Source organism: Microvirga sp. KLBC 81, from assembly GCF_003075415.1.
Taxonomy (GTDB): Bacteria; Pseudomonadota; Alphaproteobacteria; order Rhizobiales; family Beijerinckiaceae; genus Microvirga.
This window is the reverse complement of the sequence record NZ_QDAH01000037.1, coordinates 1-15216: the sequence shown is the minus strand read 5'-3', so window position 1 is coordinate 15216 and position 15216 is coordinate 1. Positions and strand designations below refer to the sequence as shown.

Here is a 15216-nt window from a genome sequence, read left to right as displayed (position 1 = left end):
TCGTCGGCTCCGGTCGATGCATCCGAGATGTTTACGGACACCTCGAACATGGAACTACAGATGCGCATCACCCGAGCCGAAATAAAGAGCTAAACTTTCGTATGCCTTCAACTGGACTTCGAGCTATGTAGCGGCCCGAACGCACTCGACTAAAACTACAACAGCGGACCGTCGGCTTACGCCGGCCCACGGCATCCTCCTTCGAACCAGATCGATCTTGCATGCGGAGTGAATGATGAGAATGGTTGTAGTAGGTGGCACCGGACACATTGGATCCAGACTGGTTACTGCGCTACAGGACTGCAATCAGGATGTTGTGATTGCTTCACTGTCTTCAGGCGTCAACACAATCACCGGTGAGGGACTGGCTGAAGCATTGGATGGTGCCCAGATCGTCGTGGATGTATCGAATTCGCCGTCACTCCAGGATGACATTGCACTGGAGTTCTTCAAAACATCGGGACGGAACCTTCTGGCAGCGGAAGAGAAAGCTGGCATCCAGCATCATGTCGCCTTGTCCGTCGTCGGCACCGATCGTCTGGCCGAAAGCGGCTACTTCAGAGCGAAGATGGCACAGGAGAACCTGATCCGTGCATCGCGCATACCCTATACAATCTTAAGATCGACGCCGTTCTTCGAGTACCTGACCGGGATTGTCGAAAGTGCCGCCGACGGCAACGTGCTTCGTCTGTCGCCGGCCCCTATCCAACCCATTGCGGCTGATGATGTTGTCGTAGCGCTGCGCGACGTGGCGATGGGTCGTCCCCAGAACCGCGAGCTTGAGATTGTCGGTCCGGACAGGTTCCGCCTCAACGAGCTCGCCAAACAGATCCTGGCTGCCAACGAGGATCCCCGAAGCGTCATTGCCGATCCCCGAGCTTTGTATTTCGGGGCGGTGCTGAAGGACGACACCCTGGTGCCGGGCGATCATCCGCGATTTGCGCCAACCCGGTTCGAGGACTGGCTCAGGCGCTATGTGGCCGATGCGTTACCTGTGGCCTTTTAAGAGACGATTGAACAGGATCGGGTCACGAAATGTTCAAGCATAGCAATTACGAGCCGAAAAGCCGGTTCGAGCGGTGGCTTGAGGCGAGACTGCCCATCATCGGCTTTTCCTATGATACGGCCGTGTCGTATCCGGTGCCGCGGAATCTGAACTACCTCTGGACGTTTGGTGGTATCCTGACCCTCATGCTCGCGTCGCAGATCGTGACCGGCATTTTCCTCGCGATGCACTACGTGCCGAATGCTGATCTGGCGTTTCAGTCGATCGAGCGGATCATGCGTGACGTCAACTACGGTTGGCTCATCCGGTACTTGCACGCGACGGGCGCGTCGATGTTCTTCATCGCGGTATACATCCACATCTTTCGTGGCTTGTATTATGGATCGTACAAGGCGCCGCGCGAGATCCTCTGGCTCCTGGGTGTCATCAACTTCCTGATCATGATGGCGACCGCATTCCTGGGTTATGTCCTGCCCTGGGGGCAGATGTCGTTCTGGGGCGCGACCGTCATCACCAATCTGTTCTCCGCCATTCCGCTCGTGGGTGAAACGATCGTTGAGTATCTGTGGGGCGGCTACTCGGTCAGCAATGCAACCCTGAACCGGTTTTTCTCGCTCCACTACCTGTTGCCCTTCATGCTGGTCGGTACCATCACGCTTCACATTTGGGCGCTTCACCATGTGGGGCAGAACAACCCGACCGGTGTCGAGATCAATGACTTCAAGAAAGACACGGTGCCGTTCACCCCAGATGCCACCGTGAAGGACATCCTCTCGATCATCATCTTTATGGTCTTCTTCGCCTACTGGGTGTTCTACATGCCGAACTATCTCGGCCATGCGGACAACTACATCCCGGCCAACCCGGCGGTGACGCCCGCGCACATCGTGCCGGAGTGGTATTTCCTGCCGTTCTACGCTATCCTGCGTGCCATTCCCGACAAACTCGGCGGTGTCGTCGCGATGGCCTCCGCAGTCCTCGTGCTCGCCTTCTTACCTTGGCTCGACACCTCGAAGGTGCGCTCCATGTCCTACCGCCCGATCGGCCGGTGGATGCTCTGGGCTTTCGTTGTGGCGTTCATCGGCCTTGGATATCTCGGCAGCAGGCCGGCGGAGGGCGCATACGTGATTGCCGCTCAAATTCTCACGGCTGTTTACTTTGGCTATTTCGTCGCCCTGCCAGTCGTTGGTCTGTTTGAAACGCCGCTACCGCTGCCCGTATCGATCAACGAGTCCGTGCTCGCCCGTCACAAGACGCCTGATCCGGTGTCCGACAGGTCCGTCATCCGCATCCGACAACTTAAGGGTGGCTAGGCCATGCACTTAGGTCGACAGTACAAGACCACCGACTTTCTCGCCTGGACGCGATGGGAGATCGGTTGGATCATTTCCTGGTCAATATTAGTGACCTTGTTTCTGGAGGTCTCGGGCTGGAGCTTTCTGACGGTACCAGGGCCAATTCTGACCATTGTAGGGTCGGCACTCGCGATCAGTCTCGCCTTTAAGAACCAGCAATGCTACGCACGCTTCAATGACGGTCTGACCCTGTCGGGGCAGGTCAGTACGGCTAGTTTGGTCCTGGCCAACAGGTTGATGGCAACGATCGACAACCGAGATGCCGCGCCTGAGCCGGGACTGAGAGAGATCTTTTATCGCCATTTTGCCTGGCTGACCGCGCTGCGCTTTTATCTGCGCGAAAAAAGATCCTGGGAAAATACCTATGACCGGGGGAACGTCAGTTTCCTTGCCAGGCTTCCGAGCCCTGAAAGCCAGTCCGTCCTTGAGGATGAGCTGAGACCCTATTTGTCGGATGCCGAGTTGCAGAAGTTCAAGGTGCATCGCGGCGACAAGGAGGCTCTCCTTCTTCAGTGGCAGTATGAAGCCATCAAGGACATTCATAGCAGAAGCCTCATCAGCGAATTCATCTTTACCGGGTTGGCGGGCGCCCTCGATGAACTTCTTCGATTGCAAGGGGGCTTGAAGCGGGTCAAGAACTATCCGTATTCGCGCAACTATTATTCCATTGCCGTCATCGTGGTGAAGATCTTTGCTGCGATCGTGCCGTTCAGCCTATTCCCATACGCGCGGGAGCTGGGCGAACCGGCTGGGATCGCGGCGTGGACAGCTTGGTTGAATGTCCCGCTCAGTGCGATTGTCGGCTGGATATTCGTCTCGATGGAAAAGGTTGGAGAGAATTCCTCGAACCCCTTTGAAGGGAACGCCAACGATGTCCCGATCTCATCGATCACGCGGCGAATTGAGATCGAGATGCGGGTGATGCTCGGCGAGCAGACGGAGCTCAAACCGATCGAGGCAAAGGATAGTATCCTGTTCTAAGGTAGAGCGCATGGTGCCACTCCGTCAGACCGCTGCCTTGGACGACTGGACACGCAAGGGGGAGCAACTCGCGGCGTGGTTGATCGGGCCGGGGCGCTTGTCTGGCGATGCAGTTGCGTTGACATCCGGGTTTGCAGAGCAGTTGACCGCGATAGGGGTTCCGTTGCACCGGCTGCGCATCGCGATGCGTGTCGATAACCCGCTCCTGACCGCCTGGGGCATCATCTGGGTGCCGGAGACGGCAGCCGAACTCTTCACCATCAGCCAGGCTCTGCGCGAGTCCCCGGCCTATTTCGGCAGCCCGTCCCAGCACGTTATGGAGACCGGGACCTCGGTCCGATGGCGGCTCGACCAGATTAAGCCCGGGGATCACGCTGTCCTCCATGAGTTGGCGAGTGCCGGCTTTACCGATTACCTCGCGGTGCCGATTGCGTTTGGCAACGGGATCATCCAACCGGCGATGTTCGCCACGCGGCACGACAGCGGGTTTGATGAAAGCCACATCGCTCTGATCAAGAGCCTTTCCGTTCCGCTTTCTGCTGCGCTGGAAGCCATCGCCATGCGCCGCTCGACAGCAAGCCTGCTGGCCACCTTCCTGGGCGAGGAGCCGGCTGCACGCGTGCAAGCCGGCGCGATCCACCGCGGCGACATCGTCGAGACCGAAGCGGCCATCCTGCTTACTGACATGCGCGGGTTCACACCTCTCTCGCTCACATTACCCCCATCACAGCTCCTAGCCACGCTTGGTCTCTATTTTGAGGCCGTGGCCGATGCTGTGCGGGCGGAGGGAGGTGACGTTCTCAAGTTTCTGGGTGACGGGGTCTTGTCGATCTTCCAGCTGGGTGAGGACGACCGCGCAGCGGCGTGTGCGGCGGCCGTGCGTGCCGTGTCGCGAGCGATCGCAGTGGCCCGGGCCGAGAGCCTGCCGCCGTTCGTAGCGGCCTTGCACGCGGGATCCGTGATGTACGGCAATATCGGCAGCCTCGACCGCCTGGACTTTACCGTGGTCGGGCCTGCGGTGAACATGGTCAGCCGTCTGGAGGTGATCGCCAAGGCGAGCGGTGAGACGGTGGTTTGCTCCGAAGCCTTCGCCTCCGCCCTACCGGACACATGGCCCAGAAGCATAGGCCGCTTCGAGCTCAAGGGATTGGACGGAGAGCACGACGTTTTCGCCATAGCTGCCGAACAGGGCCATCGAGCGTGAACACCAGGGCACTTGTGCAAGAAACTAGGAAGGAGAGAAGCTCATGAGCTGGAATCCCGCAGAAGATCCGAAACCCGGTGACAAGTTCGCCTGCGACGCCATCGAAACCGTGATCGTGCCTCGGACCCGTGATCTTGGCAGCTTCGAGGTCCGCCGCGCGCTCCCATCGGCGCAGCGGCAGATGGTCGGCCCGTTCATCTTCTTCGACCAGATGGGCCCATCCGAGTTCCTGCTTGGATCAGGGATGGATGTCAGACCTCATCCCCCTATCGGACTCTCGACAGTCACTTACCTCTTCGACGGCGAGATCATGCATCGGGATTCCCTTGGAACGGAACTGCCGATCCGGCCGGGTGAGCTCAACTGGATGACCGCCGGGCGCGGCATCGTCCATTCCGAACGGACGTCGCAGGAGTTGCGGGCAACGGGCTCGAAGCTCTTCGGCATCCAGAGCCGGGTGGCCCTGTCGGCCCAGGACGAGGAGGCAAATCCCGGCTTCGTCCACTACGATGCGGGCGACATGCCGGTGCTCGATGCGGATGGTAAGACGGTGCGGATCATCGCCGGTTCAATCCTTGGCGCGGCGTCACCCGTGCAGACCTCAAGCCCGATGTTCTATGCCGACGCCATCCTGCCGGCGGGCGCCAGCCTGCCGCTCGATCCGGACTACGACGAGCGGGCGATCTACACCGTCTCGGGCGAGGTCGAGATCGCCGGCGACGTGTTCCCGACCGGCGAGCTCCTGGTATTCCGGCCGGGTGATCGCATCACGATCCGGGCACGGAATGATGCCAGATTCATGCTGCTGGGCGGCGAGCCGATGGACGGGCCGCGCTATATCTGGTGGAACTTCGTCTCGTCGCGACAGGATCGCATCGAACAGGCCAAGGCTGATTGGAAGGCGGCCCGGTTCGATACGGTACCCAGTGACGAGGCTGAGTTTATCCCTCTGCCCGAGCCGCCGCCTCCGCCAGTGCGCTATCCATAACTGCAATTGTACCAAGTCTGATCGCGGAAGTGTCTGGATGCGAGCCCTCCTTGGCGTGAGCGACGACTTGGAGGGCTCCGGCAAAGCGTGTGGGTCCGGCGGCTTGAAGCGCAAGTTGGCGAGTTTGGGCTCAGCAGCCAAGCGCCTGCCCACCTCCTCCCTCCTCCAACCGGTCAGCTCGGGCGACCGCTGCGGCATGCAGGTCGCTATGGAGGCCTAAACGTTCGTATGCCTACGACTGGACCTCGGGCTGTGTAGTCGTCCAAACGACGCCTGAGTAAAACTACCAGGGCTGACATCCGGCTATGCCAAGAGAACACCTCCGTAGGGCCGCTGAGATCCAACAGCACGAAGCCTTGATAGACAAGAAAGTTGATGTGACGGGACATGGTCGAAATCCAGGGATGCTTTCCGAGGTCTGGGTCTCGACGGTGATGGAGATGATTGATGGTGCTTATCCTGTTAGCATTCCTGATTGGCGTGATTGCTGGCCTTCGAGCCATGACCGCGCCAGCTGCGGTAAGTTGGGCCGCCTTCTTCGGGCTCCTCAATCTTGAGGGAACCTGGCTTGCCTTTCTGGGCTATCGATTCACGCCTTGGATACTGACAGTGCTCGCAATTGGGGAACTGATTACCGATCAGCTCCCGACCACACCGAGCCGCAAGCTGCTCCTGCCCTTCGCTACTCGGATCATCGTGGGCGGCCTATGCGGCGGAGCTATTGCCGCGAAGAGTGGCTCCCTTCTCGGCGGGCTTGTTGCCGGAGCTCTGGGAGGGATCGTTGGCACGCTTGGAGGGGCGGAAGGCCGGGCGCGTCTAGCCGCTGCCTTCGGCAAGGATCGTCCTGCCGCCCTGATCGAAGATTCAGTCGCAATCTTAGGTGCGATGCTGATCGTGGGAGCTTTCCCATGACCCAGACTTTCGACGCCATCATCATCGGCGCTGGACAAGCCGGCCCCTCGCTTGCCGCGCGGTTGACCACATCCGGCATGAGGACGGCGCTTCTGGAGCACAAACTCTTTTGGGAACATGCATCAACACTGGCTGCATGCCGATGTGTTGTTGCCCCTGAAAGATCGGACAGATCATCCCAGTTGACGTGAGGCGATGAACTCACGCGGGGAACGATAGCCGAGCGCTTTATGCGGGTGAAGGCTGTTGTAGTGCTCGAACCATAAGGGCAGGCTCTCCATCACCGTCCGGGCATCCGGGATCCCGTTTACTCGGACGTAATCACGCTTGATCGTGCGCACGAAAGCTTCAGCCATGCCATTGCTCTGGGGGCTCTGCACCGGTGTGGTCCTCGGCTCCAACCCCATCTCTCGCGCGAGGCTCTTCGTCTCATGGGCGATATAGCCCGAGCCGTTGTCCGAGAGCCACTCAATGGTCTGCGGCAGACGGTTCACCTGCCCAAAGCGGTATTCAACTGCGGTGATCATCAGCTCCTGCACGTCCTCGCCCTTGATCCCTTCCGTCGTGGCCACATGGCCCAGCACCTCTCGGTCACAACAGTCGAGGGCAAAGGCGACCCGCACCTTCTCGCCATTGTCGCAGCCGATCTCGAACCCATCCGAGCACCAGCGCAGATTGGAGCGCTCCACGGCAACACGACCGTCGTGCCGGCGCCTCTCGGCACCTCCAGCGTGGCGCTGCAGCAGGTCATGGGCCTTCATTACCAGGTATGGACTTGCTTGTGGTTGGGAGCAGGACGACCCTGCTCGTTGGCCTGGCGCTCCAGGAGAGCATGAACCCGCCGGTAGCCGTAGGTCGGCAGGCTGCCGATGATCGCCTTGATCGCCGTGACGAGCTCCTCCTCCGGCAACGGCGGGCGGCCCCGGCGCTTTGGTGGTCGACCCGCTGCCTGCTTGGCGATGTTGGAACGGGCGACCCGGAGAGTGGTGCAGACGGCCTTCATCGCGAACCGTCCTTGGGCCACGACAGCGAGCGCAACAGCTGCTTTTTGGGCCCGGTGGCGACCTCCAGCGCCTCCTTGAGGATCTCGGCCTCGAGCGTCTTCTTGCCGAGCAGGCGCTGCAGCTCACGGATCTGGTTCTGCAGGGCCCGGTATTCAGAGGCGGCAACGACCTCCTCCTGGGCCCCTGGTGGCGGTCAGTGCTCCTTGAGCGGCGAGCTTGCGCCAGCGGAAGAGCTGGTTGGGCGCCACCCCATGCCGGCGGGCGACCAGGCTGACCGTGGCGTCAGGTTCGTAGGTCTCCTGGACGATGGAAAGCTTCTCAGAGGCCGTCCAACGGCGGCGGCGTTGCGGTCCGTCCAGGACCTCTAACTTCGGGGAAGAACCAGTCATGGCACCAACACTACTCCTATCTCTTAGCGAGGTGGGAGATCGTGGCCGGTCTATTCGGGGGCTACTTCACGATGAAGACGCTAAATGCGTCGAAGGCAACACGACCGCGGTTCAACCGTAGCTACATGAACGCTGGTGTGGTGGGATCTAACCAGACGCTCTATACCTACTGCTCTGGTCAGCGGGCGCAGCGGTCCTGTACCTCGGTATAGGCCCTTCAACTACGGACAAGCAGGTCAGCACCCTCGCTAGACATGCATAGAGCTGACGTGATCGGCGGCATGAGCGAAGATCCACCGTCGGACATCCAGATGTTAGCTGTTAAGCTGGTTACAGGCGCCGCCCACTCAGGGAGTGTTCATTCTGCTTAGGCAGCTCTCTGGCAACATTATAACGTACAATCCTGTAGAGATGCACAGGCAACCCAAGTGCCGCGAGGATAATCTTGGTATACCCGAAATCAAACCCTCACGGCCGCGTCCCGCTCGTCGTATCTGCGGATAGTGGATAGGGAGATCCTGCCCGAGGAGGCAGTGCAATGAACAAGAACAGGCTGGAGGGATTCAGCGACGGCGTAATCGCGATCATCATCACTATCATGGTGCTCGAGCTGAAGGCACCGCATGGCGCGGATCTCGATGCTCTCTTTGCCCTTGCGCCCGTCTTCCTCAGCTATGTCCTGAGTTTCCTGTATGTCGCCATCTACTGGCACAATCACCACCATCTCTTCCAAATCTCCTTCAAGGTCGACGGCCGCATCTTATGGGCGAATACCCATCTGCTGTTCTGGCTATCGCTCATTCCCTTTACGACCGCATGGCTCAACGAAGCCCACTTCGCCCCTCTGCCAACGGCGATCTACGGCGTGTCACTTCTGATGGCGGCGGGAGCCTTTCTGATCCTCCAGGCCGCGATCATCCATGCGCAGGGTCGAGAGTCTGAGCTACGGCGAGCGGTCGGATCCGATCGGAAGGGCAAGATCTCAATTGCGGGCGGCATCCTGGCGATCGTCCTGGCCTCGGTCGATGTGCGCCTGTCCCTCGCCGTGTACGTCCTGGTTGCACTCGCGTGGCTCGTTCCCGACCGTAGAATCGAAAGGGGGCTGCGCGAAAAGCCATGACATGGTTTGAATCGGTGGCTCTGCCGCCCTTGGAGTGGCCAATGTCGACGCCCAAGCACCAGCTCGCCGGACAGAGAGGTAACGCTCTCCGGCGCCAAGAACGCAAAAGTGACGCAGGTCTACCAGCGCGCTTTGCCAGGGGTTCCAGGCAAGAGCATCAAGGGTGTCCTGGTCGAATACGGACCGGGTGGGTATTCGCCGTCCCACACCCATGCGAAATCCGCGATCATCTACGCGACAGTCATTGAAGGTTCCGTCCGCATGCAGGTCAACGAAGGACCTGAAGTGACCTATCAAACCGGCCAGAACTGGACGGAGATGCCCGGCGATCATCATCGGGTCAGCGCCAACGCGAGCCAGACGCAGCCTGCGAAGATCCTCGCCGTGTTCGTCGTGGATGACGTCGATACCGAACTCACGATCCCGGATCAGAGGTGATGTGTCTTCCGGTGCTTTCGGTATGGGCATCGATTCCACTCCGACGATGCATCAATCATCAGAGCGGAGCCCAAATGGGGTCTTTGATCGAAACCGGGCCAACCTCTGAGACAAACAAAGGACCGACAGGATTGTCAGTTTGTGCTGTGCTGGTCGGCCGCCGTCGCCTGTCGGGACAGGCGGCGTATCTGCGATGGCGTGTGGCCGAGAGTGCGGATGAAACTCTGGGACATCCTGTGCGGATCGAGGAACCCGACCAGACGGGCTATCTCGTCGGAGGTCCGGCGGCTGTCCTCGACAATGGGGCGCGCCGCCTCGACACGCAGGCGCTCGATGGCTTTTGCGGGTGTCATTCCCGTCGATGAGACAAAAGCCCGGCTGAACTGCCGAACGCAGAGATTGGCCACCTCGGCGATACGCTCCACCGAAAGTTTCTGTAGCAGATTCTCCCGTGCGAAGCTCAGAGCCCTGCGAACCTTGTCGGAGCCTGGATCGCACTCGAGAAGCGACGAGAACTGGTATTGTCCACCGGGGTGTCGGGATCCAGTCGCGCCTGTCTATTGGCACCTATGCTGTCATAGGTACGACCTAAACTTTGGTTTAGTCATTCGTAGACTTATCAAGTGGGGACCTAGGCCACCAGCTCAATAGCGCGATCTCCACTAGGCAGGCATGCTTCAAAGGCAATGCACTAACAGCGTCCATCAAGGAGATAGCGCATGGACACAACGACGTCAAAACATGCCAAGGCCCCGGGCGATCTCCTTTCCAAGATCTTCTTCGATCATCGCCAGTGCCATGTCGATTCCAGCGGACATACCCGTGGACGTCCATACGCCGTGCTTGTCAACTCAATCAAAGCGACGGAGAGCCGATGACCGAACTGACCCTTTCCGAGCCGGTTGATCCGGCGCGCCGTAATCTCCTCGTACTCGGCCTGAGCGCCACTGTTGCCACTGTTCTGGCGGCACTGCCCATTCGGCCAGCAGCGGCTCAATCCGCTCACCGCATCAATCCACCAACCGAAAGGACAGCAGACATGAGCACAGTCACCACCAATGACGGCGTCGAGATCTTTTACAAGGATTGGGGCCCAAGGGACGCTCAGCCCATCGTCTTTCACCACGGCTGGCCATTGTCGGCTGACGACTGGGACAACCAGATGCTGTTCTTCCTGAGCCACGGGTATCGCGTCGTCGCACACGACCGCCGGGGCCATGGGCGGTCCGCGCAGGTGTCGGACGGTCACGACATGGACCACTACGCTGCCGATGTAGCGGCGGTGGTCGAGCATCTCGACCTGCGCAACGCCGTCCATATCGGCCACTCGACCGGCGGCGGTGAGGCGACCCGCTATGTTGCCGGCCATGGCCAGCCGCAGGGCCGCGTGGCCAAGCTGATCTTGGTCGGTGCCGTACCGCCGCTCATGGTGAAGACGCCAGCCAATCCGGGAGGTCTGCCGATCGAGGTGCTCGACGGCTTGCGGGCGCAGCTCGCAGGGAACCGCGCGCAGTTCTATCTCGATTTCGCGAGCGGCCCCTTCTACGGCTACAATCGCCCCGGGGCCACGCCATCGCAGGGGATCATCCAGAACTGGTGGCGCCAAGGCATGGCAGGCAGCGCCAGGGCTCATTATGACGGCAGCAAGGCCTTCTCCGAAACCGATTTCACCGAGGATCTGAAGATCATCGACGTGCCGACGTTGGTGATGCACGGCGACGATGACCAAATCGTGCCGATCGCGAACTCCGCGCTCCTGTCGGTGAAGCTTCTCAAGAAGGGCACGCTGAAGGTCTATGAGAAATTCCCCCACGGTATGCTGACCACCCACGCCGATGTAGTGAATCCCGATCTGCTCGCCTTCATCAAAGGCTGAGAGCGGCTCGCCGAACTTGCATCAAGGGTCGGCCGGAAATTCGGCCGATCCACCGTCGCCGGCAGAGGCGATCCAATCCATTCGCACTGCCGATCTGATATGAAGGGTATGACGATGCCTGGGACAGATAACAGAGTGGTCGCCGGTGTCTCGGTTCCAGACACTCCGATCGTTGATGCCGCTCTCGAGTACGCTCGGCAGCGATGCGAACCGTACCTTTATAATCATGTCGTTCGTTCTTGGCTCTTTGCCATCCGCCTTGGACAGCTTCAGAACATCACGCACGACGCTGAGGTCGTTGCCGTCGGAACTTTGCTGCATGATATCACCCTCAACGAGCGCTTTGCCGGACCACGCCGCTTCGAGGTGGAGGCTGCCGATCTCGCCAGTAGCTTCGCAAGGGCGGGTGGACTCGATGACCATCGTGCCCAATTGATTTGGGATAGCGTCGCCCTCAACTCAACACCCTCGATCGGGCTCTACAAGGAGGCAGAGGTCGCACTTTGCACGGCTGGCATCTGCCTTGATGTGATCGGCTGGCAATTTGACCTCATTCCTTCCGACGAGATGCAACGGATCATCGCTGAGTTCCCCAGGCTTGGAATGAAGCAGCGAATGACGCGATGCTTCTGTCACATCGCCGAAGTGAAGCCCGAATTGACCTACGATAACTTTGTTCGCGACTTCGGAGAGCGCTTTGTTGCCGACTACAAGGCTCCTTCAGCTGTCGATTTTGTGGCGGACGCCCCGTTTCCAGAGTGACGCGGCGAGACCGGTCTTGCGCTAGTTCAATACAGTGCGAAGATTAAAATGAATTCTTCAGAGGAGAAAGTTTTCACCATCACGGGCAAAAGTGCTGGTTCTTGAATATGAGGCTGATCGCGAGAGCGATCCTGCAATTGTCAGTATAGGCCCTGGTATCGTTAGAAAACTCAAGTTCGAGCCTTGAAGGAACAAGGTCGTGAACATCGCCTGCGGCAAGTACGACTTCGACGTCATAGGGCACTACGCGCTTCCCGACGCCTTCCGTCTCCACGTCAACGAACGGGCCCAATTGGCCGTCGCTCTATCCGGAGGGGAAACAGATGTTTGATCAGTTCGACGCTCTTCTTTTGGCGCGTTTCCAGTTCGCGTTCACGATTTCCTTCCACTTCATCTTCCCCTCGTTCTCCATCGGGCTGGCAAGTTATCTCGCCGTGCTGGAAGGGCTGTGGCTGTGGACCGGGCGCGAGGTCTACCTCAACCTGTTCAAGTACTGGCTCAAGATCTTCGCCTTGGCCTTTGCCATGGGCGTGGTCTCGGGCATCGTCATGTCCTACCAGTTCGGCACCAACTGGGCCGTGTTCTCCGACAAGGCCGGGCCGATCGTCGGCCCGCTGATGGCCTACGAGGTCATGACCGCCTTCTTCCTGGAGGCAGGCTTCCTCGGCATCATGCTGTTCGGCATGGGCCGGGTCGGCCGGAAGCTGCACTTCGCCGCCACGCTCGCGGTGGCCATCGGCACCTGCATCTCGGCCTTCTGGATCCTGTCCGCCAATTCTTGGATGCAGACTCCGGTCGGCTACAGCATCAACGAGGCCGGGCAGTTCGTGCCGCAGGACTGGTGGGCCATCGTGTTTAATCCATCTTTCCCCTATCGCCTGGTGCACACGGTGCTCGCCTCCTACCTCACGACAGCGCTGGTCGTCGGCGGTGTCGGCGCCTGGCACCTCCTGCGCGACCGCACCAACAAGGGCGCCCGGGTGATGTTTTCGATGGCCACCGGCATGGTAGCGGTCGTCGCCCCACTCCAGATCCTTGTCGGCGACTTGCACGGCCTCAACGCGCTCGACCACCAGCCCGCCAAGATCATGGCCACGGAGGGGCACTTCGAGAGCCATCCCGAGGGTGCACCCCTGATCCTGTTCGGCATTCCCGACCAGGAGGCTGGCGCGGTGCGCTATGCCGTCGAGATCCCGAAGGCCTCCTCGCTCATTCTCAAGCACGACCTGAACGCGCCCTTGAACGGGCTCGACACGGTCCCTCGCGCCGACTGGCCCTACGTGCCGGTGGTGTTCTGGGCCTTCCGCATCATGGTGGGACTGGGCACTCTCATGCTGGGTCTCGGGGTGCTCAGCCTGTGGGCACGATTTCGCGGTCGGCTCTACGACTGGCGCCCGCTGCACTGGCTGGCGCTCACCATGGGTCCCGCTGGCTTCGTGGCCGTGATCGCCGGCTGGGTCACCGCAGAGGTTGGGCGGCAGCCCTTCACCGTCTACGGCCTGCTCCGAACCGCGGAGTCAGTCTCGCCGCTCGAGGCCCCAGCCGTCGCGGCGTCGCTGCTGACCTTCATCGTGGTCTACTTCATCGTCTTCGGCGCGGGCACCGGGTACATCCTCAAGCTCATGGGCAAGCCGCCGCATCGGGGCGAGACAGGCCCAGAGGCCGGACCCGACCATCCCATCCGCACGGCCGGCATCACCCCGGCGCCCTCGGTCGATCCGGCCCGCACTCTCGGCGCGGAGGTTTGAACCATGACACCTCTTTTTGACCTTCCCACCCTCTGGGCCTTCATCATCGCTTTTGCCGTCTTTGCTTATGTGGTGATGGACGGCTTCGATCTCGGGATCGGCATCCTGTTCCCGTTCTTCGCACCGGGACCGGAACGCGACAGCGCCATGAACTCGGTGGCGCCGGTCTGGGACGGGAACGAGACCTGGCTGGTGCTGGGCGGCGGCGGTCTCATGGCAGCTTTCCCGCTCGCCTATGCGATCATCCTGCCGGCTCTTTATGCGCCGATCATCGCCATGGTGCTGGCGTTGATCTTCCGCGGGGTCGCCTTTGAGTTCCGCTGGCGCGATCCGGGTCATCGCCGCTACTGGGACATCGCGTTTACGATGGGGTCGATCGTGGCGACGCTCGCGCAGGGCATCACGCTCGGCGCCCTGCTCCAGGGCATCGTGGTCGAGGGGCGTTCCTATGCCGGCGGCTGGTGGGACTGGCTCACGCCCTTCAGCCTGCTGGTCGGCATCAGCCTCGTGATCGGCTATGCCCTGCTCGGGGCGACCTGGCTGGTGATGAAGACCGAAGGCGCCGTCCAGGACCACAGCTTCCGCCTCGCCGGTCGCCTCGCCCTCGGGCTGATCGCCTGCATCGGCCTGGTCAGCGCGGCGACGCCGTTCCTGAGCGGCGCCTATTACGAACGCTGGTTCGCCTGGCCGCAGGTGCTGTTCACAGCCCAGGTGCCGCTGCTGGTCGGCCTCTGCTCCGGCGCGCTCCTCATGAGCCTGGCGCGCCGCTGGGAGCACTGGCCATTCCTGCTGACGCTGGCGCTGTTCGCCCTCTGCCTGCTCGGGTTGGGCATCAGCATGTTCCCGCACATGGTGCCGATCGCCGTCACGATCCATGAGGCCGCGGCGCCACATGCCAGCCTCCAGTTCATGTTGGTCGGTGCGAGCGTGCTGATCCCGATCATCCTGGCTTACACCGGGTACTCGTACTGGGTGTTCCGCGGCAAGACCGGTCACGAGGGCTATCACTGATGGGCAACGATCTCGAACATGGCTCCACCTTGCACCGCTGGCTGTGGTTCATCGGCCTCTGGATGGCCGGCGTGGGCACGACGGGAACTGTCGGTCTCGTCATCCGGTTCTGGCTGACCTGACGACCATGCAGGACCCAACATAACGCAACCGGCCGTGATCGGCGCGTTGGATTTGTGCATAGATCGCATCACGAAAGAACAGGGTCGGACAAGGCTCGGACTGGCGCTTGATGGCAGGCGCTCGTTGTTGCCGCGTCAAGGTCACGGGTTATGCGGCTGGCTTTCGAACAAAAGCACGGATCCCGCGCCGGGAGAAGCAGAGGCTATCAAACTCACGCCAGAGCTAGAGGATGTCTGGAAAATCGGGTGGTGCCCATCTGAAGGGGCATGACAGCCTCATCCTACGATACCGATCTGAGC

At 60.5% G+C, this 15216-nt stretch carries 14 protein-coding genes and 3 pseudogenes; 15 read left to right on the top strand and 2 right to left on the bottom strand.

Annotated features, from left to right (window positions below; genetic code table 11):
- The first annotated feature begins 235 nt into the window (after positions 1-235).
- From DC522_RS20055 to DC522_RS36085, 8 genes and pseudogenes are all read left to right on the top strand, one after another.
- On the top strand, positions 236-1006 hold the full coding sequence (locus DC522_RS20055) for an SDR family oxidoreductase (RefSeq protein WP_116530454.1): 771 nt from the start codon (positions 236-238) through the stop codon (positions 1004-1006).
- A 29-nt stretch (positions 1007-1035) separates the two neighbouring features.
- Positions 1036-2319 (top strand): cytochrome b/b6, encoded by a 1284-nt coding sequence (locus DC522_RS20050; RefSeq protein ID WP_116530418.1) that lies wholly within the window; start codon positions 1036-1038, stop codon positions 2317-2319.
- A gap of 90 nt (positions 2320-2409) precedes the next feature.
- Complete coding sequence (locus DC522_RS20045; protein WP_165820227.1) at positions 2410-3342, top strand: bestrophin family ion channel; 933 nt, start codon at positions 2410-2412, stop codon at positions 3340-3342.
- A 10-nt stretch (positions 3343-3352) separates the two neighbouring features.
- Positions 3353-4546 carry an adenylate/guanylate cyclase domain-containing protein gene (locus DC522_RS20040; RefSeq protein WP_116530416.1) on the top strand — a complete coding sequence of 398 codons (1194 nt, stop codon included), beginning with the start codon at positions 3353-3355 and terminating at the stop codon, positions 4544-4546.
- Between the two features lie 43 nt (positions 4547-4589).
- On the top strand, positions 4590-5534 hold the full coding sequence (locus tag DC522_RS20035) for a pirin family protein (RefSeq protein WP_116530415.1): 945 nt from the start codon (positions 4590-4592) through the stop codon (positions 5532-5534).
- A gap of 37 nt (positions 5535-5571) precedes the next feature.
- Positions 5572-5754, top strand: coding sequence for a hypothetical protein (locus DC522_RS34955; protein ID WP_116530414.1), 183 nt, complete (start codon positions 5572-5574; stop codon positions 5752-5754).
- 230 nt (positions 5755-5984) lie between these two features.
- Positions 5985-6446: a DUF4126 domain-containing protein gene (locus DC522_RS20020; protein WP_116530453.1), complete on the top strand. Its 462-nt coding sequence runs from the start codon at positions 5985-5987 to the stop codon at positions 6444-6446.
- Positions 6443-6588: pseudogene (locus tag DC522_RS36085) on the top strand (FAD-dependent oxidoreductase); the annotation flags it as partial. The gene DC522_RS20020 and the pseudogene DC522_RS36085, both read left to right, overlap by 4 nt.
- A gap of 31 nt (positions 6589-6619) precedes the next feature.
- On the opposite strand, the pseudogene DC522_RS20010 reads toward DC522_RS36085, so the two are convergent.
- A pseudogene (locus DC522_RS20010) lies at positions 6620-7839 on the bottom strand (IS3 family transposase).
- 538 nt (positions 7840-8377) lie between these two features.
- Here DC522_RS20010 and DC522_RS20005 point away from each other — a divergent pair.
- Together DC522_RS20005 and DC522_RS20000 are read left to right on the top strand one after the other, a co-directional pair.
- Positions 8378-8959, top strand: a complete 582-nt coding sequence (locus DC522_RS20005) for a TMEM175 family protein (protein WP_116530412.1) — start codon at positions 8378-8380, stop codon at positions 8957-8959.
- A 96-nt stretch (positions 8960-9055) separates the two neighbouring features.
- Positions 9056-9397: pseudogene (locus tag DC522_RS20000) on the top strand (cupin domain-containing protein); the annotation flags it as partial.
- A gap of 134 nt (positions 9398-9531) precedes the next feature.
- Here DC522_RS20000 and DC522_RS19995 read toward each other — a convergent pair.
- Entirely contained in the window at positions 9532-9822 is a 291-nt protein-coding gene (locus tag DC522_RS19995) for a helix-turn-helix domain-containing protein (RefSeq protein WP_205769707.1), read from the bottom strand.
- A gap of 614 nt (positions 9823-10436) precedes the next feature.
- Here DC522_RS19995 and DC522_RS19990 point away from each other — a divergent pair.
- The 5 genes from DC522_RS19990 to DC522_RS36940 all read left to right on the top strand — a co-directional run bounded on the left by DC522_RS19990 (position 10437) and on the right by DC522_RS36940 (position 14916).
- Positions 10437-11273 (top strand): alpha/beta fold hydrolase, encoded by an 837-nt coding sequence (locus DC522_RS19990; protein ID WP_116530452.1) that lies wholly within the window; start codon positions 10437-10439, stop codon positions 11271-11273.
- A gap of 114 nt (positions 11274-11387) precedes the next feature.
- On the top strand, positions 11388-12035 hold the full coding sequence (locus DC522_RS19985; protein WP_116530451.1) for a hypothetical protein: 648 nt from the start codon (positions 11388-11390) through the stop codon (positions 12033-12035).
- A gap of 323 nt (positions 12036-12358) precedes the next feature.
- The gene (locus DC522_RS19975; protein WP_116530409.1) at positions 12359-13783 is read left to right on the top strand and encodes a cytochrome ubiquinol oxidase subunit I; all 1425 of its coding nucleotides are present in this window, start codon (positions 12359-12361) and stop codon (positions 13781-13783) included.
- Between the two features lie 3 nt (positions 13784-13786).
- Positions 13787-14794 (top strand): cytochrome d ubiquinol oxidase subunit II, encoded by a 1008-nt coding sequence (gene cydB / locus DC522_RS19970; protein WP_116530408.1) that lies wholly within the window; start codon positions 13787-13789, stop codon positions 14792-14794.
- Positions 14794-14916: a hypothetical protein gene (locus DC522_RS36940; RefSeq protein ID WP_256369879.1), complete on the top strand. Its 123-nt coding sequence runs from the start codon at positions 14794-14796 to the stop codon at positions 14914-14916. Before cydB ends, DC522_RS36940 begins: the two co-directional genes overlap by 1 nt.
- Positions 14917-15216: the final 300 nt, after the last annotated feature.